19 protein-coding genes are annotated in these 18,746 nt (G+C 69.9%); 11 read left to right on the top strand and 8 right to left on the bottom strand.

What is annotated here, in order from left to right; genetic code table 11:
- Positions 1-98: 98 nt before the first annotated feature.
- Complete coding sequence (locus ACZ4UU_RS10300) at positions 99-248, top strand: hypothetical protein (protein ID WP_468038361.1); 150 nt, start codon at positions 99-101, stop codon at positions 246-248.
- Between the two features lie 20 nt (positions 249-268).
- Here the strand turns inward: ACZ4UU_RS10300 and ACZ4UU_RS10295 are convergent, their stop codons facing one another.
- Positions 269-1,579 (bottom strand): FG-GAP repeat domain-containing protein, encoded by a 1,311-nt coding sequence (locus tag ACZ4UU_RS10295; RefSeq protein ID WP_468038359.1) that lies wholly within the window; start codon positions 1,577-1,579, stop codon positions 269-271.
- A gap of 202 nt (positions 1,580-1,781) precedes the next feature.
- On the opposite strand from ACZ4UU_RS10295, the gene ACZ4UU_RS10290 reads away from it, so the two are divergent.
- The gene (locus ACZ4UU_RS10290) at positions 1,782-2,261 is read left to right on the top strand and encodes a MarR family winged helix-turn-helix transcriptional regulator (RefSeq protein ID WP_468038357.1); all 480 of its coding nucleotides are present in this window, start codon (positions 1,782-1,784) and stop codon (positions 2,259-2,261) included.
- A gap of 67 nt (positions 2,262-2,328) precedes the next feature.
- Here ACZ4UU_RS10290 and ACZ4UU_RS10285 read toward each other — a convergent pair whose 3' ends face one another.
- Positions 2,329-2,979 carry an FMN-dependent NADH-azoreductase gene (locus ACZ4UU_RS10285; protein WP_468038355.1) on the bottom strand — a complete coding sequence of 217 codons (651 nt, stop codon included), beginning with the start codon at positions 2,977-2,979 and terminating at the stop codon, positions 2,329-2,331.
- Positions 2,980-3,145: 166 nt separating this feature from the next.
- Between ACZ4UU_RS10285 and ACZ4UU_RS10280 the strand changes: the two genes are divergently transcribed.
- Complete coding sequence (locus tag ACZ4UU_RS10280) at positions 3,146-3,814, top strand: nitroreductase (RefSeq protein ID WP_468038353.1); 669 nt, start codon at positions 3,146-3,148, stop codon at positions 3,812-3,814.
- 17 nt (positions 3,815-3,831) lie between these two features.
- Here ACZ4UU_RS10280 and ACZ4UU_RS10275 read toward each other — a convergent pair whose 3' ends face one another.
- Positions 3,832-4,284: a GNAT family N-acetyltransferase gene (locus ACZ4UU_RS10275; RefSeq protein ID WP_468038351.1), complete on the bottom strand. Its 453-nt coding sequence runs from the start codon at positions 4,282-4,284 to the stop codon at positions 3,832-3,834.
- A 423-nt stretch (positions 4,285-4,707) separates the two neighbouring features.
- Between ACZ4UU_RS10275 and ACZ4UU_RS10270 the strand changes: the two genes are divergently transcribed.
- Positions 4,708-5,397 (top strand): DUF2637 domain-containing protein, encoded by a 690-nt coding sequence (locus ACZ4UU_RS10270; protein WP_468038349.1) that lies wholly within the window; start codon positions 4,708-4,710, stop codon positions 5,395-5,397.
- 69 nt (positions 5,398-5,466) lie between these two features.
- Here ACZ4UU_RS10270 and ACZ4UU_RS10265 read toward each other — a convergent pair whose 3' ends face one another.
- Both ACZ4UU_RS10265 and ACZ4UU_RS10260 read right to left on the bottom strand, forming a co-directional pair.
- Complete coding sequence (locus ACZ4UU_RS10265) at positions 5,467-5,760, bottom strand: zinc-ribbon domain-containing protein (RefSeq protein WP_468038347.1); 294 nt, start codon at positions 5,758-5,760, stop codon at positions 5,467-5,469.
- A 101-nt stretch (positions 5,761-5,861) separates the two neighbouring features.
- Positions 5,862-8,144: a (Fe-S)-binding protein gene (locus tag ACZ4UU_RS10260; protein ID WP_468038345.1), complete on the bottom strand. Its 2,283-nt coding sequence runs from the start codon at positions 8,142-8,144 to the stop codon at positions 5,862-5,864.
- Positions 8,145-8,348: 204 nt separating this feature from the next.
- Between ACZ4UU_RS10260 and ACZ4UU_RS10255 the strand changes: the two genes are divergently transcribed.
- The 6 genes from ACZ4UU_RS10255 (at position 8,349) to ACZ4UU_RS10230 (ending at position 14,331) form a co-directional block, all read left to right on the top strand.
- Entirely contained in the window at positions 8,349-9,413 is a 1,065-nt protein-coding gene (locus ACZ4UU_RS10255; protein ID WP_468038343.1) for an MraY family glycosyltransferase, read from the top strand.
- A gap of 94 nt (positions 9,414-9,507) precedes the next feature.
- Positions 9,508-11,355 carry a molecular chaperone DnaK gene (dnaK, locus tag ACZ4UU_RS10250; RefSeq protein WP_048584191.1) on the top strand — a complete coding sequence of 616 codons (1,848 nt, stop codon included), beginning with the start codon at positions 9,508-9,510 and terminating at the stop codon, positions 11,353-11,355.
- Complete coding sequence (grpE, locus tag ACZ4UU_RS10245) at positions 11,355-12,011, top strand: nucleotide exchange factor GrpE (RefSeq protein WP_468038340.1); 657 nt, start codon at positions 11,355-11,357, stop codon at positions 12,009-12,011. The genes dnaK and grpE overlap by 1 nt, the downstream gene beginning before the upstream one ends.
- Before the next feature lie 36 nt (positions 12,012-12,047).
- Positions 12,048-13,232 (top strand): molecular chaperone DnaJ, encoded by a 1,185-nt coding sequence (gene dnaJ / locus ACZ4UU_RS10240; protein ID WP_468038338.1) that lies wholly within the window; start codon positions 12,048-12,050, stop codon positions 13,230-13,232.
- A gap of 5 nt (positions 13,233-13,237) precedes the next feature.
- A complete protein-coding gene (locus ACZ4UU_RS10235) occupies positions 13,238-13,693 on the top strand; it encodes a heat shock protein transcriptional repressor HspR (RefSeq protein WP_217210567.1) in 456 nt (151 codons plus the stop codon).
- A gap of 374 nt (positions 13,694-14,067) precedes the next feature.
- Positions 14,068-14,331: a hypothetical protein gene (locus ACZ4UU_RS10230; protein ID WP_468038335.1), complete on the top strand. Its 264-nt coding sequence runs from the start codon at positions 14,068-14,070 to the stop codon at positions 14,329-14,331.
- 159 nt (positions 14,332-14,490) lie between these two features.
- Here the strand turns inward: ACZ4UU_RS10230 and ACZ4UU_RS10225 are convergent, their stop codons facing one another.
- Entirely contained in the window at positions 14,491-15,501 is a 1,011-nt protein-coding gene (locus tag ACZ4UU_RS10225) for a LuxR C-terminal-related transcriptional regulator (RefSeq protein WP_468038333.1), read from the bottom strand.
- A gap of 279 nt (positions 15,502-15,780) precedes the next feature.
- Between ACZ4UU_RS10225 and ACZ4UU_RS10220 the strand changes: the two genes are divergently transcribed.
- Positions 15,781-16,038, top strand: a complete 258-nt coding sequence (locus ACZ4UU_RS10220; protein ID WP_468038331.1) for a helix-turn-helix domain-containing protein — start codon at positions 15,781-15,783, stop codon at positions 16,036-16,038.
- A gap of 78 nt (positions 16,039-16,116) precedes the next feature.
- Here ACZ4UU_RS10220 and ACZ4UU_RS10215 read toward each other — a convergent pair whose 3' ends face one another.
- Together ACZ4UU_RS10215 and ACZ4UU_RS10210 are read right to left on the bottom strand one after the other, a co-directional pair.
- On the bottom strand, positions 16,117-16,746 hold the full coding sequence (locus ACZ4UU_RS10215) for a hypothetical protein (protein WP_468038329.1): 630 nt from the start codon (positions 16,744-16,746) through the stop codon (positions 16,117-16,119).
- A 36-nt stretch (positions 16,747-16,782) separates the two neighbouring features.
- Positions 16,783-18,549: an ABC transporter ATP-binding protein gene (locus ACZ4UU_RS10210; protein ID WP_468038327.1), complete on the bottom strand. Its 1,767-nt coding sequence runs from the start codon at positions 18,547-18,549 to the stop codon at positions 16,783-16,785.
- Between the last annotated feature and the right edge of the window lie 197 nt (positions 18,550-18,746).

Genomic DNA, 18,746 nt, shown 5'->3' with positions numbered 1-18,746 from the left:
ACCCGGGACGGACACATCCGGCCCTGGACCCCTGAGGCCCTGAAGGGCTACGACGAGGAACTCTGGTACGCGGGCGCCCCCCCCGGTTCGCCTGCATCGTGGCCAAGCCCGGACTGCGCGGACTGGACTGGACTGGACTGCCTCATCCAGCCCACCGGTACGACCACCGCACCGACCCCCGCCGCAAGGGCCGCAGCCCCGAAGCCCGCCGCCGCGCCAAGGCGATCGGCGCCCGGGTGGCCGAGTGACGGGACGGACGTCGGCCCGCCTACCGGGCCAGGAACTCCGAGCTGGAGAACCGCACCGACGGCTCCGCAGCCACCAGCCCCTTCTTCACCCCCGGATACACGGCCACGGTGTCCTTCGTCTCGCCGACGAACGTCCGCACCACCAGGTCCGCCCGCCCGTCCCCGTCGAAGTCGCCGACCGTGACGACGCGCGTAGTGCCTTGGGCGGGTGGCCGGACGGTGACCATGCCGGTCGTGGTCAGTCCGGCCGTACGGCCGTGGAGGATACGCAACTGGCTGCCGCTGGTGACGAGTTCGCTCAGTCCGTCGCCGTCGAAGTCGGCGGCGTCGAGCACCGAGCCGGGGGTGGTGAGGGTGCCGCGGGCGGTGGTGGTCGTCAGGTCGTAGCGCAGGGACGTTCCGCCCATGGTGCCGACCGCCGCGTCCAGGGCCGACCTGCCCTTGCCGAAGGTGCCGAGGGCCACGTCGATGCCGGCGGGGAGGATGGCTCCGGTGCGGGTGGGGCCGGTCGGGCCGCCGAGGACGACCGCTGACCCGCCGGTGCCTGCCGCCGTACGGACCACCAGGTCGTCGTACCCGTCGTCGTTGACGTCGGCCGCCGGGCCCGTGGGGGCGTTGCCGGGGGACTGGATGGGGGCGGGGGCCGTGCGAGGGCTGCCCTTGCGGGTGAACGGGCCGCGCAGGAAGCTGAGTTGGCCCGCCGACGCGTGGACGACCAGGTCCTGTGCGTCGTCGCCGTCGAAGTCGCCGCACACCGGCTGGTCGGGCCAGTCGTTGCCGACGCGGGCGCGGGCCGGGATCGTCAGTTTGACCGCCTTGCCGGTGAGGCCGCTCGGGGAGCCGTAGAGGATCTGCAACGGCACCGGGGGCTGCCCTTGGCCGTCGTAGGGCGGGTCGGTGGAGACGACCAGGTCGGTGAAGCCGTCGCCGTCCAGGTCGCAGGTCGCCTCCGCGTCGAAGACGGCCGGGAGCCGGCCCTTGGTCGGGGCCGCCTGCCGCCGTGGGCTGAGCAACTGCCGGGCGCCCGGGGTGAGTCCGCGCTCACCGCCGTACACGATGCCGATGCCCGCGTCGTCGGCGTGTGCCTGCGCCTTGACCAGGTCGTTGAGGACCAGGTCGCGGTGGCCGTCGCCGTTGAAGTCGGCGGGGGTCCTGCTGCCCTTGCCGCGCGGGACGGGGAGCAGGGCGGGGGCGTCGGCCACCTGGACGGGGGTGTGCCGGGCCGACTCGGCGTCGTCGTGCTGCTGGGGGCCGCAGGCGGCGACCGCGAGGGCGAGGCCCAGGGTGCCGGTCAGGGCCGCCGTACACTTCCCGCTTCTTCGCGCGCGCACCGCTCACCTCGTCAGCACCAGGGGCAACAACTGGGTCATGATGCACGTGTTCGAGTGGGGGCGATAGTCCAGTGCGAGCCAGTCCTGCGAGGGGACGTGCGGTGGGGATGTGCGTGGGGCTGTGCTTGGGGCTGTGCGAGGGCGGGCGATTCGGTGTCAATTGATACCGTATCGAATGAGTGGGTGGCGGTACTGTGGCCCCGTGACCGCCGATGTTCCGCGCGCTACCGGCGCCCCGCACGCCACCGATCGCCCGGGTGACCAGTCGCCCTTCGCCCTCGGTCTGCTGCTGCGCCGGGCGCACTGGCGCGCGCAGACCGTGATGACGGAGGCGCTGCGGCCGCTGGGCATCGAGCTGAGGCACTTCTCGGTGCTGATCGTGCTGGTCAATCAGGGACCCACGGTGCAGCGCGACCTGGCCGCGGCGACGGGGACCGACAAGGCGGGGGTCATGCGGGTCGTGGACGACCTGGAGCGCAAGGGGCTGGCTGTCCGCAAGGCCGTGCCGGGGGACCGGCGGGTGCGGGCGGTGGAGATCACGCCGCGGGGCATGGAGCTCTTCGACAGGGCCCATGCGGCGGCGGAACCGCAGGCCGGGCGCCTGGTCTCCGGGCTGGGGCCCGGCGAGGCCGAGCAGTTGACGGATCTGCTGACCCGGTTCGCCCATCCCCAGGAGGGGTGAGCGGGGAGGGGTGAGGACGCCGTGTGACCCCCGGGGGTGAGGCGTCACACGGCGTCCGGTCCGGGGGTCACGCCGCGAGGCGCTCCGCGAGTTCCTTGGCCTTGGCGGCCGCCTCCTCGAAGGCGCGCTTGCGCGAGGCCTCGTAGAGGGGGACCAGCTCCGACATGGCCGGGTTGCGGGGGGCCAGGGTGAGCTCGGGGACGATGAAGTCGAGGTCGAGGCCCAGGGTGCGCTCGAGTACGGCCTCCAGGTAGTTCTGCACGTACTCGAAGTCCTGGCGCGGGGTGCCCGGCCGGTAGGAGCCGCCGCGGCTGGCGACGACGATGACCGGTGTGCCCTTGGCGGAGGGGTTCTCGCCCGCGGTGCGGCCGAGCAGGAGCACGTTGTCCACCCAGGCCTTGAGGGTCGAGGGGATCGAGAAGTTGTGCATGGGGGCGCCGATCAGGACGGCGTCCGCCTGCTCCAGTTCCTCGATGAGCGCCTCGCGCACGGCGAACGCGGCGGACTGCTCCGGGGTGCGCTCGGCCGGGGCGGCGTAGCCGGCGGACCAGGCGACGGCGGTGATGTGCGGGACGGGGTCGGCGGCGAGGTCGCGGTGGATCACCGTGCCGTCGGGGTGCTGCTCCTCCCAGGCCTTGCGGAAGGCGGCCGTGACCGAACGGGACGAGGACGCCTCGCCGGGGAGCACGGACGAGTCGATGTGCAGCAGCGTGGCCATGGGCTTACTCCAGGAGGTGATGGCTTGTACTCGACCATAGTTAAGCACGAGATAGTATTGAATGATACCGTCGCGAATGCAACGAGGGATGCGACGAGGAATGTGACGACGGTGCGCAACGGTGATCGGTGCGCCGAGTGAACGGGCAAACGGGAGGCAGACGATCTTGGACGTCTTCGAAGCGGTCACGAGCCGACGGGCCGTACGCGAATTCACCGACCGGCCGGTCCCGAGGGAGGTGCTGGAGCGGGTCCTGTCCACCGCGGCCTGGACGCCGTCGGCGTCGAACCTCCAGCCGTGGCACGCCTACGTTCTGACTGGCGGGCCGCTGGCCGCGCTGAAGAAGTGCGCCGGCGAGCGGCTGGCCGCGGGCGAGCCCTGGGACGAACCGCAGTACCAGCAGTACCCGCCCGACCTGAAGTCCCCCTACCGCGAACGCCGGTCCGCCTTCGGCGAGCAGCGCTACGGCGCTCTCGGCATCCCGCGCGAGGACGTCGAGGCGCGCCAGCGGGCCGCGTCCGCGAACTGGGACTGCTTCGGTGCGCCGGCCGCGCTGTTCTGCTACATCGACCGCGATCTGGGGCCGGCCCAGTGGTCCGACGTCGGCATGTATCTACAGACGGTCATGCTGCTGCTGCGCGGCGCGGGTCTGCACAGTTGCACACAGATGGCGTGGGCCAAGTACCACCGCTCCGTCGCGGAGATCCTCTCGCCCCCGGACGAGCTCATCCTCTTCTGCGGCATGTCGATCGGCTTCGAGGACGTCACGGTGAACGCCCCGCGCACGGGCCGCGCGCCGCTCGACGAGACGGTCACGTTCGTCGACGACGACTGACACCGGCCTCGGTACGGCTACCGCGCGGCGGTGCCGCTCCGGCGCACCATGAACACGTCCACCGAATCCTCCGACTCGACCGTGAACCCGTGCCGCTCGTACAGCCGCCGGGCGGCACTGCCCTGCAGTACGTTCAGCCGGACGGGGGCACCGCCGCGGTCGCACCGCTCCAGCAGTTCGCGCAGTACGGCCGAGCCGATTCCCCGGCCCTGCAGACGCTGGGCGAGATAGAAGTGCTCCAGCCACCGGGTGTCCCCCTCCGGCCGCAGCGCCACACAGCCGGCGAAGGTGCCGCCCACCTCGATCACCCAGGTGTGAGCCGCGTCGAATCCGTCCCGCAGCCGCTGCCGCACCCGGTGCTCGTCGTACCGGCCGAGCCGCTCCAGGTCCGCCCGCAACACCACGGCCCGCACCTCGGCGATCGCCTCGACGTCCGCCCCCACCGCCGCCCGAAGCCTCCAGTCCGCCATGATCGCCACGCTACCGGGCGGGGTCGGCGCGGACATCGGCCGCCTGCCGCAGGGCGCCCGGCCGGCGCGAGCGATCGCCGGGTCCGGGGGGCGGGTAATCGTAAGTCCCTCGATAAGACCGCGTGATACATATTCTGAATTTCGGCGTCCGGGCCCTGTCATTGGATATTCCAGATAATCACCGTTGACGCATATTCCCCCGAATGCCAGATGTCCTGCCCCGCGTGGCGCTCGTTAGGTGGGCGTGACTTGGCAGGAAAAACATGCAGCTGAGGATCCGCTCCGTTCGTGTCGGACAGCTGATCAGACCACTGCGCAAAGCATCACGCACTGCTCGGATCTGCTTGAGGACTTTCTGAAAACCATCAGTCGTATGGAGCGCGAATATCTTCGGGCGGCGCTGGAAGGGGAACAGTTCTAGCAATGAGGGCCGACTATGACGCGGTAGACGAACAGGCTCATTACACGCAGCAGCTCGATATGCAGAACCTCTGGCAGGTGTCGGACCCGGTGATGTCGCCGGAGGGCTGGGACCTGGACCAGGAGCTGGCACAGATGCTGGGTGCCACGCAGACCCCGGATCCCGTTCCGCCCCGGCAGGACAAGGACAGGCAGCCACTGCCCCGTCCGGTCCACCGCAAGCGCCCGCAGCCCGGCGCGCACACGCTCACCCGAAACCCGAGGTTCCTCACCGTCTCGGTCTTGGTCACACTCATCACCCTGTGCGCGGTGACGATGCTCACCTGGTCCATTTCGTATTCGTACGATCAGCTGCGCTCCATCGCGCTGCTCGTGGTGTCGCCGAAGCTGGCCCATTGGTGGCCCTTGACGGTCTACGGGCCGTGGCTGCTCGCGGGTCTGTCCATTCTGCGGGCATCCGTCCAGCGCCGCACCGCCCGCCGCTCCTGGGCCGTCATGCTGATCTCCTCCGGCACCGCGGTCGCGCTGTGCATCGGTCAGTCGGCCGATTCCCTGCTGGCGATGGTCGTCGTCGGAATTCCGCCGATCACCGCTCTGGTCTGTTTCCGTGAACTCGTCGGCCAGTTCTCCTCGCGCCCCGGTCCCAGGCACGCCGCCGACGCGATCAACGGATCCAAGCAGCCGAAGTCGTAGCCCGGCCCGGGGGGTTCGGACGGAATTCCCGGCCGGCGGGTGCCCGGCCGGCGGATTCCCGTCGGTGGCTCAGGGCCGGTACGGCTGCTGGGGCTGACCGTACGGCTGCTGACCGCCCTGCCCGCCGGACAGGGCCTGCGCCTGCAGCTGCTCCGCCTGCTCCCCGGTCACCTTCTGTTCCGCGCCGCAGAAGGTGCACTGGGTCGCGTACTTGGTCGAGACGGGGAACAGCGGCACGAAGAACAGCGTGAACTTGGTGACGCGCTTGCGCAGGGTGTGCGCGGCGGGGTTGCCGCACTGGCCACACACCAGCGTCAGTATCGCGAGCTGGTAGAGGTAGCCCTTGGTGCCGAAGATGATCACGTCGGAGGTCCTTTCCGATCAGTTCCTGCCTACAGCCTGCCGCAACACGGCGCCCCCTGTCCCATACGGAACAGGGGGCGCTGTAGTGCTGTCGGGCTCGGCTACTTCACCGGCTCGGGCTCCGGCTCGCTCTCCGTCGCCGCGGTGTCCTCGGGGTCGACCGGGGTCTTGACGGACTCCAGCAGGAGCTGGGCGACGTCGACGACCTGGATGGACTCCTTGGCCTTGCCTTCGTTCTTCTTGCCGTTGACCGAGTCGGTCAGCATGACGAGGCAGAACGGGCAGGCGGTGGACACGATGTCCGGGTTGGTGGAGAGGGCCTCGTCGACGCGCTCGTTGTTGATGCGCTTGCCGATCCGCTCCTCCATCCACATCCGCGCACCGCCGGCGCCGCAGCAGAAGCCGCGTTCCTTGTGGCGGTGCATCTCCTCGTTCCTGAGGCCCGGGACGCTGGCGATGATCTCGCGCGGCGGGGTGTAGATCTTGTTGTGCCGGCCCAGGTAGCAGGGGTCGTGGTAGGTGATGATGCCCTCGACCGGGGTGACCGGGACCAGCTTGCCCTCGTCGACGAGGTGCTGGAGCAGCTGGGTGTGGTGGATGACCTCGTAGTCGCCGCCGATCTGCGGGTACTCGTTGCCGATCGTGTTCAGGCAGTGCGGGCAGGTGGCGACGATCTTCTTCGCGGACTTCGGCTTCTTCGACTCGGGCGTGACGTTGCCCTCGTCGTCCATCTCCTCGCCGAACGCCATGTTCAGTGCCATGACGTTCTCCATGCCGAGCTCCTGGAACAGGGGCTCGTTGCCCAGGCGGCGGGCGGAGTCACCGGTGCACTTCTCGTCGCCGCCCATGATCGCGAACTTGACGCCCGCCATGTGCAGCAGCTCGGCGAAGGCCTTGGTGGTCTTCTTGGCCCGGTCCTCCAGGGCGCCGGCGCAGCCGACCCAGTACAGGTACTCGACCTCGGTGAGGTCCTCGATGTCCTTGCCGACGACCGGCACCTCGAAGTCGACTTCCTTCAGCCACTCCAGGCGCTGCTTCTTCGCCAGGCCCCAGGGGTTGCCCTTCTTCTCCAGGTTCTTGAGCATCGTGCCCGCCTCGGACGGGAAGGCGGACTCGATCATCACCTGGTAGCGGCGCATGTCGACGATGTGGTCGATGTGCTCGATGTCCACCGGGCACTGCTCGACGCAGGCGCCGCAGGTGGTGCAGGACCACAGGACGTCCGGGTCGATGACGCCGTTCTCTTCCGCGGTGCCGATGAGGGGACGCTCGGCCTCCGCGAGAGCCGCGGCCGGGACGTCCTTCAGCTGCTCCTCGGACGCCTTCTCCTCGCCCTCCATGCTCTTGCCGCCACCGGCCAGCAGGTACGGCGCCTTGGCGTGCGCGTGGTCGCGCAGCGACATGATCAGCAGCTTCGGGGAGAGCGGCTTGCCCGTGTTCCAGGCCGGGCACTGCGACTGGCAGCGCCCGCACTCGGTGCAGGTGGAGAAGTCCAGCAGGCCCTTCCAGGAGAACTGCTCGACCTGGGAGACACCGAAGACGTCGTCCTCACCGGGGTCGGTGAAGTCGATCGGCTTGCCGCCCGAGGTCATCGGCAGCAGCGCGCCGAGCGAGGTCTCACCGTCGGCGTTGCGCTTGAACCAGATGTTCGGGAACGCCAGGAAGCGGTGCCAGGCCACACCCATGTCGGTCTTCAGGGCGACCGTGATCATCCAGATGAAGGAGGTCGCGATCTTCAGCCCGGCGAAGAAGTAGGTGAGGTTCTGGAGCGTGGAGAGGTCCATGCCCTCCAGCCACGACACCACCGGGTACGAGATGAAGAACGAGGCCTCGTAGCTGTCCACGTGGTGCTGGGCGCCCTCCAGGGCGTGCAGCATGAAGATGCAGACGCCGACGATCAGGATGACGCCCTCGACGAAGTACGCCTGGCCGGTGTTGGACCCGGCGAAGCGGGACTTGCGGCCGGGCTTGCCCGGGCGGTTCAGCTGGCGGATCACGATCAGGGTGAGGATGCCGAGCACCGTCATCGTGCCGAGGAACTCGACGAAGACGTTGTACGGCGCCCAGTCGCCGATGACCGGCAGCAGCCAGTCGGCCTGGAAGAGCTGGCCGATGGCGTTGACGATCGTCAGCAGCAGCGAGAAGAAGCCCACCGCCACGAACCAGTGCGCGACACCGACGATGCCCCAGCGGTTCATCCGGGTGTGGCCGAGGAACTCCCTGGCCACGGTGACGGTGCGCTGGACGGGCTCGTCGGTACGGGTACCGGCGGGCACGCTCTGGCCGAGCCGCATGAAGGTGTAGATCTGCAGGAGGGCGCGGGCGAACAGGGCCACGCCGACCACGATCAGAACCAGCGACACGATGATCGCGGCGAGTTGCATTTCGGGGCTCCTCGGGCCTGCGAGGGGTGGTTCGAGGGGGTCCTCGACATTACTAAGCGGTAACTTATGCAGTCCGTCTGAGACTACCCCCATCTTCAACCGCACTGTAGCCAGGCGCGGAGTGATGTGAGTCGCTGAGGGTTGCCTTAAGAACTGATCGTGTTATTCATCCCGAAATGGTATATACGGCACTAACCTATCCCCGTGCTTTACGGGATCGCCGCTGCCACGACCGCCCTGCTCCTCGCCGCCTGCCTCGCGGCGCTGCTCCGGCTGCCCGCCCTGCGCTTCGGCATCCTCGACCGCCGGCGGCAGCGGCCGCTGCCCCTGCTCGGCGGGGTGGCCGTGGCGCTGGTGACCTGCCTGGTGGCCGCCGCCGGTGAGTGGACCCGGTTCGCCCCGCTGGGCTCGGAGATCGGCCGGCTGCTGATCGCCGCGGGCGCCGTCGCCGTACTCGGGCTGGTCGCGGACGTACGACGGGTCAAGGCGCGGTTCCTGGTCGGCGGTACGGCCGTGGCGGCGGCCTGCGTGGTGCCGTACGGCGACACGGGGTTCCTGCTGGGGCTGCCGGCCGTGGGCTGGATCGTCCTCGTCACCGTCGGCTTCAAGGCGCTGGACCACGCGGACGCCCTGGTCGGCACCGTCGGGGTCGTCACCGCCTTCGGTGTCGGCCTCTGTGCGGCGGCCGAGGTGATGGACGAGCTCGCCGTGCTGCTGAGCGTGCTGGCCGCCGCCCTGACCGGCTTCCTGATGCAGAACTGGCACCCCGCGCGGATCGGGCTCGGGGCCTGCGGGTCGATGTTCGTCGGGTTCGTGCTGGCGTCGTCGGCCGTGATGACCCGTGCCGGGCACGACCCCGTGCCGAGCATCGGCGTGCTCTACTCGCTCACCGCCCTCGCCACCGCCGACCTCCTCCTCGTGGCGCTGTCCCGCCGGCTGGCCGGACGGCCGCTGCTGCGGCGCGGGCCCGACCATGTCGCCCACCGGCTGCGCCGGGTCGGCCTCACCCCGCAGGGTGTGACCGTCCTCCTGGGGCTCGGGGCCTTCGCCTCGGTGCTCGTCGGTGTCCTCGTGCACATGGGATGGATGGCGCAGGTCCGGGTGTTGTGGGTGGGAGGCGTCGCCCTCATCGCCGTGTTCGCCCTTCTGCACATCAAGCCCTACGGCCCTCGCCGTCAACCCTCTTTTCCCGTGGGGGGTACGGTCCGCCCGCCCGCTCAGGCCACGTCGTCGCAGGTAGGAGCCCGGTTGCGTGTAAGGAACGGATAAGAGTTGAGTGGGGTCGACTCAGCTCTGTTGACCGAGTGGAAGCCGTCATGCACACTTGAGTCCGTTCCACTCAAGTCAGCTGGAGGAATTCACCATGGCACGTGCGGTCGGCATCGACCTGGGCACGACTAACTCCGTCGTCAGCGTTCTGGAGGGCGGCGAGCCCACCGTCATCACCAACGCCGAGGGCGCCAGGACCACGCCTTCCGTCGTCGCCTTCGCCAAGAACGGTGAGGTGCTCGTCGGCGAGGTCGCCAAGCGTCAGGCGGTCACCAACGTGGACCGGACCATCCGGTCCGTGAAGCGTCACATGGGCACCGACTGGAAGATGGAGCTCGACGGGAAGCCCTTCAACCCGCAGCAGATCTCCGCCTTCATCCTCCAGAAGCTGAAGCGGGACGCCGAGTCCTACCTGGGCGAGAAGGTGACCGACGCGGTCATCACCGTCCCGGCGTACTTCAACGACTCCGAGCGCCAGGCGACGAAGGAGGCCGGCGAGATCGCCGGTCTGAACGTCCTGCGCATCGTGAACGAGCCCACCGCGGCCGCGCTCGCGTACGGCCTCGACAAGGACGACCAGACGATCCTCGTCTTCGACCTCGGTGGCGGCACCTTCGACGTGTCCCTGCTGGAGATCGGCGACGGCGTCGTCGAGGTGAAGGCCACCAACGGTGACAACCACCTCGGTGGTGACGACTGGGACCAGCGCGTCGTCGACTACCTGGTGCAGCAGTTCAAGTCCGGTCACGGCGTGGACCTCGCCAAGGACAAGATGGCCCTCCAGCGCCTCCGCGAGGCCGCCGAGAAGGCCAAGATCGAGCTGTCCTCGTCCACCGAGACCTCGATCAACCTGCCCTACATCACCGCCTCCGCCGAGGGCCCGCTGCACCTGGACGAGAAGCTCACCCGGGCTCAGTTCCAGCAGCTGACGGCCGACCTGCTGGAGCGCTGCAAGACCCCGTTCTTCAATGTCATGAAGGACGCCGGCGTCTCCATCAACGAGATCGACCACGTCGTCCTCGTCGGTGGCTCCACCCGTATGCCGGCCGTCGCCGAGCTCGTGCGCGAGCTGACCGGCGGCAAGGACGCCAACAAGGGCGTCAACCCGGACGAGGTCGTCGCCATCGGCGCCGCCCTGCAGGCCGGTGTCCTCAAGGGTGAGGTCAAGGACGTCCTGCTCCTCGACGTCACCCCGCTGTCCCTCGGCATCGAGACCAAGGGCGGCATCATGACCAAGCTCATCGAGCGGAACACGACGATCCCGACCAAGCGGTCCGAGATCTTCACCACCGCCGAGGACAACCAGCCCTCCGTGCAGATCCAGGTCTACCAGGGCGAGCGCGAGATCGCGGCGTACAACAAGAAGCTCGGGATGTTCGAGCTGACCGGTCTGCCGCCGGCCCCGCGCGGTGTCCCGCAGATCGAGGTCGCCTTCGACATCGACGCCAACGGCATCATGCACGTGACCGCGAAGGACCTCGGCACGGGCAAGGAGCAGAAGATGACCGTCACCGGTGGCTCCTCGCTGCCGAAGGACGAGGTCAACCGGATGCGCGAAGAGGCCGAGAAGTACGCGGAGGAGGACCACGCCCGCCGCGAGGCCGCCGAGTCCCGCAACCAGGGCGAGCAGCTCGTCTACCAGACGGAGAAGTTCCTCAAGGACAACGAGGACAAGGTCCCCGGCGAGGTCAAGACCGAGGTCGAGGCCGCCGTCGAGGAGCTGAAGACCGCGCTCAAGGGCGAGGACACCGCCGAGATCCGCACCGCCACCGAGAAGGTCGCCGCGGTCTCGCAGAAGGTCGGCCAGGCCATGTACGCCGACGCCCAGGGCGCGCAGGCCGCGGGCGGTCCCGAGGGCGCTGCCCCGGGTGGCAAGGCCGCTGAGGACGACGTCGTCGACGCCGAGATCGTGGACGACGAGCGCAAGGACGGTGTCGCGTAATGACGGAGGAGACCCCGGGCTTCGAGGAGAAGCCCGACGTCCCCTCCGGCGCGACCCCTGACGGCGCCGAGTCGAAGGCCGCACCCTCTTCGAACGCGGAGGGGGCGGCCCCGGCCGGGGACGGAGCAGCAGACGCGGGTCTGGTGGCCCAGCTGGACCAGGTGCGCACCGCGCTCGGTGAGCGCACGGCGGACCTCCAGCGGCTCCAGGCCGAGTACCAGAACTACCGCCGCCGCGTCGAGCGTGACCGGATCGCGGTCAAGGAGATCGCCATCGCGAACCTCCTGACCGAGCTCCTGCCCGTGCTCGACGACGTCGGCCGCGCCCGGGAACACGGCGAACTCGTCGGCGGATTCAAGTCCGTCGCCGAATCGGTCGAGACCGTCGCGGCGAAGATGGGCCTTCAGCAGTTCGGCAAGGAGGGCGAGCCCTTCGACCCGACGATCCACGAGGCCCTGATGCATTCGTACGCGCCGGACGTCACCGAGACGACCTGCGTCGCGATTCTCCAGCCGGGGTATCGCATCGGCGAGCGCACCATCCGCCCCGCGCGGGTGGCCGTCGCCGAGCCCCAGCCGGGCGCGCAGACCGTCAAGGGCGACGAGGCGACCGAGGCGTCCGACGACAAGGAGAGCGGTGGCCCGGACGAGGGCTGACGTTGAACTGACGACGAGAGAGGAGGGACGTCGAGGATGAGCACCAAGGACTTCATCGAGAAGGACTTCTACAAGGTCCTCGGCGTCCCCAAGGACGCCACCGAGGCCGAGATCAAGAAGGCGTACCGCAAACTCGCCCGCGAGTACCACCCGGACGCCAACAAGGGCAACGCCAAGGCGGAGGAGCGCTTCAAGGAGATCTCCGAGGCGAACGACGTCCTCGGTGACCCCAAGAAGCGCAAGGAGTACGACGAGGCGCGCGCCCTCTTCGGCAACGGCGGCTTCCGCCCGGGGCCGGGCGGCGCGGGCGGCGGTTCCTTCAACTTCGACCTCGGCGACCTCTTCGGAGGCGGTGCCCAGGGCGGCCAAGGGGGAGCCGGCGGCTTCGGCGGCGGACTCGGTGACGTCTTCGGGGGCCTGTTCAACCGCGGTGGCACGGGGACGACCCGAACCCAGCCCCGGCGCGGCCAGGACATCGACACCGAGGTCAACCTCAGCTTCACCGAGGCGATCGAGGGGGCGACGGTCCCGCTGCGGATGTCCTCGCAGTCGCCGTGCAAGGCGTGCGCCGGCACCGGAGACAAGAACGGCACGCCCAGGGTGTGCCCGACCTGCGTCGGCACCGGCCAGGTGGCGCGTGGCTCGGGTGGCGGGTTCTCCCTCACCGACCCGTGCCCGGACTGCAAGGGGCGCGGCCTGATGGCCGAGCACCCCTGCATGGAGTGCAAGGGCAGCGGCCGCGCGAAGTCGTCCCGGACCATGCAGGTCCGCATCCCGGCCGGGGTGTCGGACGGCCAGCGCATCCGGCTGCGCGGCAAGGGAGCGCCGGGCGAGCGCGGCGGCCCGGCCGGCGATCTGTACGTCACCGTGCACGTCGACGCGCACCCGGTGTTCGGCCGCAAGGACGACAACCTCACGGTGACCGTCCCCGTGACCTTCACGGAGGCGGCCCTCGGCGGCGAGGTCAGGGTCCCCACCCTGGGCGGACCGCCGGTCACCCTGAAGCTGCCGCCCGGCACGCCCAACGGCCGCACCATGCGGGCGCGGGGCAAGGGCGCGGTCCGCAAGGACGGCACCCGCGGTGACCTTCTCGTCACCGTCGAGGTGAGTGTCCCGAAGGACCTGACGGGGAAGGCTCGTGACGCACTGGAGGCGTATCGCGAGGCGACCGCGGGCGAGGACCCGCGGGCGGAGCTGTTCCAGGCCGCGAAGGGAGCATGAGTCAGATGGACGGTCGTCGACGCAACCCGTATGAACTGACCGAGGAGACCCCGGTCTACGTCATCTCGGTGGCGGCCCAGCTCTCCGGCCTGCACCCGCAGACCCTGCGTCAGTACGACCGTCTGGGGCTGGTCTCCCCCGACCGCACCGCCGGCCGGGGCCGGCGCTACTCGGCCCGTGACATCGAACTGCTGCGCACCGTCCAGCAGTTGTCGCAGGACGAGGGCATCAACCTGGCCGGCATCAAGCGGATCATCGAACTGGAGAACCAGGTCGCGGCGCTGCAGTCCCGGGTGGCCGAGTTGCAGGCTGCCGTCGAGGGGGCCGCGGCGGCGATGCAGCAGCGGGAGGCGGCGGTGCACGCGTCGTACCGGCGGGATCTGGTGCCGTATCAGGAAGTGCAGCAGACCAGTGCGTTGGTGGTGTGGCGGCCGCCCAAGCGGAAACAGCAGTCCGACTGACGCGCGGTCGTCTGTTCGTGGGCCCGGAGGTTCTGGTGAACCTCCGGGCCCTGCGCGTTGCGCATTGGGTGCTGGGTGCTGGGTGCTGACAGGAAGGTGCCCCTGTCGTGCAGGATCCTGACAGCGGTCGCTCTGGAGGGGGGCGGGTGCGCGCTGGCAGAGTCGTGGGCATGGACATCAGGGGGAACACGGGGAACGCGGGGAACGCGGCGATCACGGACATGACGACGGCCAAAGGTGCCCGCCGGAGAGGGATTTCGGTGCTCGCGCTGGCGTTGCTGGTCGCGTTGCCGGTGAGTGCGGGGGTGACCGTCGCCGGTCGGGGTGGGCCGTCGGTTCAGGTGGCTGTGAACGGGTGGCAGTGAGCGGAGTGGATGACGACTGTGGAGTTCCAGGACCTGGTGCTGGTCCGTAGGGCGGGCGGGGATGCGGCGGCCGTGACCGCGGTGATCCGGGTGCTCGGGAAGTTGCCCGAGGGCTGGGGCCATGACTGGCGACTCGACGAGGACGGGGGCCGGATCCATCTGCGGATCCGGCCCCCGTCGGGTTCGGCGGATGATGCGGTGCGGGTGTGGTGGGCGGATGTGCTGGGGGATCCGGCGTTGGGGGCGTGGCGGGCGGAGGCGCCGGGCGGCTGACGGACGTTCCTCGCCCCCGCCGCCCCTACCCGTCCCATCCCCAGGGGCTCCGCCCCTTCGACCCCGCCAAGGGGCTCCGCCCCCTGGACCCCCATCGGCCTCAACGGCCTCGTCCTCAGACGCCGGACGGGCTGGAAGTGGTCGTCGTCGGGCAGGTGGTCAGATCCAGCCTCGTTCGCGGGCCAGAAGGGCCGCGTGGGGGCGGTTGGTGGCGTTGAGGTGGCGGAGGACATCGGCCACGTGGCGGCGGTAGGTGCGTAGGGAGATGCCGAGTTGGCGGGCGCCGATCTCGTCCTTGGTGACTCGGCACATGGATTTGAGGACCTCCAGCTCCATGGGGGAGAGGGTGATCGCGTCCGGGGTCGGGTCGGCCAGGAGGTGGGAGAGGTCGGTGGCCTGGCTCCAGATCTTGTCGAAGAGGGAGAGGATGCTGGCCACCAGGCCCGACTCCTGGGCGACGAGGGCGCCGCGTGAGGTGTCCGCGGGGTCCGCGGGGACCAGGGCGGTGTGGCGGTCGTAGACGAGGATGCGTTCGGCGATGTCGGAGGCGGCCCGGATGCTGGCACCCTGGGCGGACAGTTCGCGCAGGTAGGCCGCGGTCGGTGGGTCGTCCAGGGCTTCCTTGAGCACGACGCTGCGGATGTGGACGCCCCGGCGCAGACAGCGCTTGTCGAGCGGACGTGCGTGCTCGATGTTCGCCGGGGTGAGCGCCTTGTAGGGCTCGACGGAGAGGATCTCCTCGCGGGCGAAGAAGGCGAGGTCGTCGATGCGGTTGCGGATCTGCGCGAGGTTCGTCATGCGCTCCACCCCGCCGCCCGACGGCGTATGGGCACCCTGTTCCGCCCGGAGCTCCGCCACCAGGTGGTGAGGCCTGGTCACCTGCTGCAACTCATGGTGCAGCTCGCTCAGTCTTCGGTCGGTGAGCAGGCCGACCGCGATCTCCGGGTCCGTCGCCGTGAGACTGCCGGCCGGGGCGTTCCCGTGCTCCGCGCGGCGCAGCAGCCCCAGTTCGGTGAGCCGGTGCAGGGCGGCGCGTACGTCGTCCTGCGGTGCGTGGAGGAGCAGATGGATGTCCTCCGTCGGTGTGTCCGGATTCCTCAGGAAGTGCCGGTAGACGCGTTCCTCCATCGCGGAGATACCCAACAGGCCCATGCCGCCCGCGCTGTTCATCCTTCCCCCGTGTTCCCCCGTAGACCGGGTCGGTGGCGGGCATCACCGCGTATGGCTGGTCAGGCCGCGACGATGCGGAATCCACCTTTTTGATTCGGACACAGGGTAACGCGTTGGTCAAGGACGCGGCCGGTGCGAGGGGGTGCGCCGTCGGCAGGATCGTGTCGGCCCCGTGCAGCAAGCTGCTGCGGACGCCTCCTGTCCGGCGCACCGGCGCTTGGCAGTCTGGAATGCGTCGGACACGAACCGACACGACCGAATACGGACTGGGGGAATCACATGACTGTGGTCGTACGGGAGGACACGCTGGACTTCTCCGCGCTGACCGACCGCGAGCGGGAGGTCCTGCTTCTGCTCGCCACGGGGGAGCAGAACCGCTGGCTCGCCCGGCGTCTGGGCATCGCGGAGCGCACGGTACGGGCCCACACCACCAGCATCGTGCGCAAGCTCGACCTCAAGTCGCGGTTCGAGGCGGCGATCGTCTCCCACCTGTACGCCGACGACATCAGGGGGGACGCGGGCGGCCACCGCGTGTGACAACGGCCGTGGCCGTGGCCGTATGCGAAGGGCCCCTTCGGTGGAAACCGGAGGGGCCCTCGGTCGTTCCGGGCGTGGTCAGCCGGGGAGCATCTCGCTCGCCGCCTCCACCGCGAGCATCCACATGGGCTGGGCGCCCGTGCCGAAGGCGGCGGCGAGGGCGTAGCCGAGGGCCGCGTCCAGGGCCTCCGGCTCGGCGCCCTCGCGCCACTCGGCGAGGACGCGTCCGTCGCCGTCGGAGGAGAAGTCGCCGATGTGCTCGTCGTCGCGCAGCAGGCGGCTGCCCGGGATGGAGTCGGGGACCAGGCGCCAGGTGTGGTCCGCGTGGCGGACGTCGACGCGGTAGGAGCGGCGGGTCAGCCGGCCCTTGGCGGGGTCGATGACGGCCTCGTCGCCGTCCACGGTCAGCGTGAGCCGGCTCGCGTCCCGGGTGCCGATCGGGATGTGGTCGTCGGCCTCCGTCTCCTGCGCGCGGAGCAGTTCGATCCGGGGGACCGACTCGCCCTCGACGGTGACCTCGCCCACCTCCATGTCGAGCCGGACCGATATCGTGCCGAACCGCTCCTCCTCGACGACGGCCTCGACGACGGGCTTCGGCTCGTACTCGTCGTCCTCGTACTCGTCGTGGTCGTCGTACTCGTCGTACGCGTGGGGGTCGTTCGCGTCGGTGGACGCGGAGGCGGGAGCGGGTGCCGGGTCCTTCGGCATCGGATCTTCCTTTGCTTCTCTGTTTCTGACGGATGGTCAGTTCGCCGTCGTCAGCTGGGTGGCCGCGAGGTCCCGGTAGAGCTCGTCCCTGCCCAGGAGTTCCCCGTGCCGACCATGGTCGCGTACCCGGCCACCGGCCAGCAGCACCATGTGGTCGGCGGAGGTCACCGTGGAGAGCCGGTGGGCGATCAGGACGACCGTGCAGTGCTCGGCGGCGCGCTCCACGGTGTGCCGCAGCGCGGTCTCGCTCAGCCCGTCGAGGTGGGCCGTCGCCTCGTCGAGCAGCAGCACCTGCGGGCGGCGCAACAGGGCGCGGGCGATGGCCAGACGCTGGCGTTCGCCGCCGGACAGGGCGAGGCCGCGGGCGCCGACATGGGTGTCCAGGCCCTCCGGGAGCCGGGCGACGAGGGAGTCGAGGAGGGTGTCCCGCAGGACCCGGTCGACCTCCTCCCCGGTGGCGTCGGGGGCGGCGTACAGCAGGTTCTCGCGCAGGGTGCCGGCCAGCATGGGGGTGTCCTGCTCCACGTAGGCGATCCGGCGGCGCACCTCGGCGCGGCTGAGGGTGGCGATGTCGGTGCCGTCGAGCAGGATGCGGCCGTGGTCCACGTCGTAGAAGCGCTGGAGCAGTGAGAATACGGTCGTCTTGCCGCTGCCGGACGGGCCGACGAGCGCGGTGACGGCGCCGGCCGGGGCGGTGAGGCTGACGTCGTCGAGGGTGGTGTCGCGGCCCTGGTAGGCGAACGTGACGTTCTCCAGGGTGACGCGGGGCGCCGGGCCCGTCGGGCGGGCGGGGGTCTCGTCCACGTCCGTCTCGATCTCCATGCGCTCCACCTCCTCGATCCGGGCGAGCGCGCCGAGGCCCTGCTGGAGGGAGGCCGTGCCGCCGACGAGGGAGAGCACCGGGCCGCCGAGGTTGAACAGGTAGAGCAGGAAGGCGATCAGCGCGGCCAGGTCCAGCGCGCCGGTCGCGACCAGGGCGCCGCCGAAGCCGATGACCGCGAGGAACGAGGCCTGCACCACCAGCGCGGAGAGCACCGCGATCGTGGCCTGGTAGCGGGCGCCGGCCAGACCCGCACGGTAGGCGTCCTCGGCGGCGGCCACGGCCCGCGAAGTCTCCGTCGCCTCGCCGCCGTTGGCCTTGACCGTGCGGGCGGCACCGAGCGAGCGGTCCAGCGCGGCGCCGATCTCGCCGACCGAGGTCTGCGCGCGCGTGGTCACCCGGCGGATCCGCGGCATCACCACGCCCATGGCGACACCGACCACCAGCAGGACGCCGGAGGTGATGCCGAGCAGCGGCAGACTGGTCATGCCCATCAGGACGATGGTGGCGAGCAGATGGATGCCTCCGTCGAGCAGCTGGATGAGTCCGCTGGTCGCCGCGTGCTGCACGAGTGTGCTGTCCGAGGTCACCCGGGTCGTCAGACCGCCGGGTTCCGTCTGGTCCAACTCGCTGGTGCGCAGCCGGATCAGACGGTGGATCAGGCCCCTTCGGACCTGGAGGACGACCTTCTCGGCCGTGCGCTCGCTCACCAGGGCCTGGCTCCAGGTGAGGGCGATCGACACGGCCAGCAGGCCCAGCATGAGCAGGATCTCGTCGCCGAGGCCGCCGCCGGTCATGAGCGCCGTGAGCGCCGACTCGACGACCATCGGCTGGGCCAGCCCCGCCGCGCTGCCCGCGAGGGTCAGCGCCAGGACCAGCACGAGGACGCGCCGGTGCGGGCGCGCGTGGGCGAGCAGGGCCCGCAGCGGCGGCCGGGGCGCGGGCCGCGGGGCCTGGTTGGTTGATGAGTCAGGTGAGTTCACCCTGGTCTTTTTACGCGTACGGGTGGGGGCGGCGGTATTGGCGGTTGCGGCAATGCCGTTTTCGGCCATGCCGGGCGGGTCATGCCTTGAGAGGCGTTGCCTGGAGCGGTATTGCCCGGAGCGGTATTGCCTACGGCGGTCATGCCGTAACTGACAATGGCGGGCGGTCTTTTCGGTGGGTCATATTTCTCCTGTCC

It is taken from the genome of Streptomyces sp. NPDC028907 (assembly GCF_055564995.1).
The sequence above is the reverse complement of the archived record's forward strand: the minus strand, read 5'-3'. Positions and strand labels throughout refer to the sequence as shown.

Excerpts from the sequence above, each read along its gene's own strand:
- ACZ4UU_RS10235 (WP_217210567.1), top strand. The coding sequence starts at position 13,238 with ATGGACGGTCGTCGACGCAACCCGTATGAACTGACCGAGGAGACCCCG.
- ACZ4UU_RS10285 (WP_468038355.1), bottom strand. The coding sequence starts at position 2,979 with ATGGCCACGCTGCTGCACATCGACTCGTCCGTGCTCCCCGGCGAGGCG.
- dnaJ (WP_468038338.1), top strand. The coding sequence starts at position 12,048 with ATGAGCACCAAGGACTTCATCGAGAAGGACTTCTACAAGGTCCTCGGC.
- ACZ4UU_RS10215 (WP_468038329.1), bottom strand. The coding sequence starts at position 16,746 with ATGCCGAAGGACCCGGCACCCGCTCCCGCCTCCGCGTCCACCGACGCG.
- ACZ4UU_RS10225 (WP_468038333.1), bottom strand. The coding sequence starts at position 15,501 with ATGAACAGCGCGGGCGGCATGGGCCTGTTGGGTATCTCCGCGATGGAG.
- ACZ4UU_RS10220 (WP_468038331.1), top strand. The coding sequence starts at position 15,781 with ATGACTGTGGTCGTACGGGAGGACACGCTGGACTTCTCCGCGCTGACC.
- ACZ4UU_RS10260 (WP_468038345.1), bottom strand. The coding sequence starts at position 8,144 with ATGCAACTCGCCGCGATCATCGTGTCGCTGGTTCTGATCGTGGTCGGC.
- dnaK (WP_048584191.1), top strand. The coding sequence starts at position 9,508 with ATGGCACGTGCGGTCGGCATCGACCTGGGCACGACTAACTCCGTCGTC.
- ACZ4UU_RS10275 (WP_468038351.1), bottom strand. The coding sequence starts at position 4,284 with ATGGCGGACTGGAGGCTTCGGGCGGCGGTGGGGGCGGACGTCGAGGCG.
- grpE (WP_468038340.1), top strand. The coding sequence starts at position 11,355 with ATGACGGAGGAGACCCCGGGCTTCGAGGAGAAGCCCGACGTCCCCTCC.
- ACZ4UU_RS10270 (WP_468038349.1), top strand. The coding sequence starts at position 4,708 with ATGAGGGCCGACTATGACGCGGTAGACGAACAGGCTCATTACACGCAG.
- ACZ4UU_RS10230 (WP_468038335.1), top strand. The coding sequence starts at position 14,068 with ATGACGACTGTGGAGTTCCAGGACCTGGTGCTGGTCCGTAGGGCGGGC.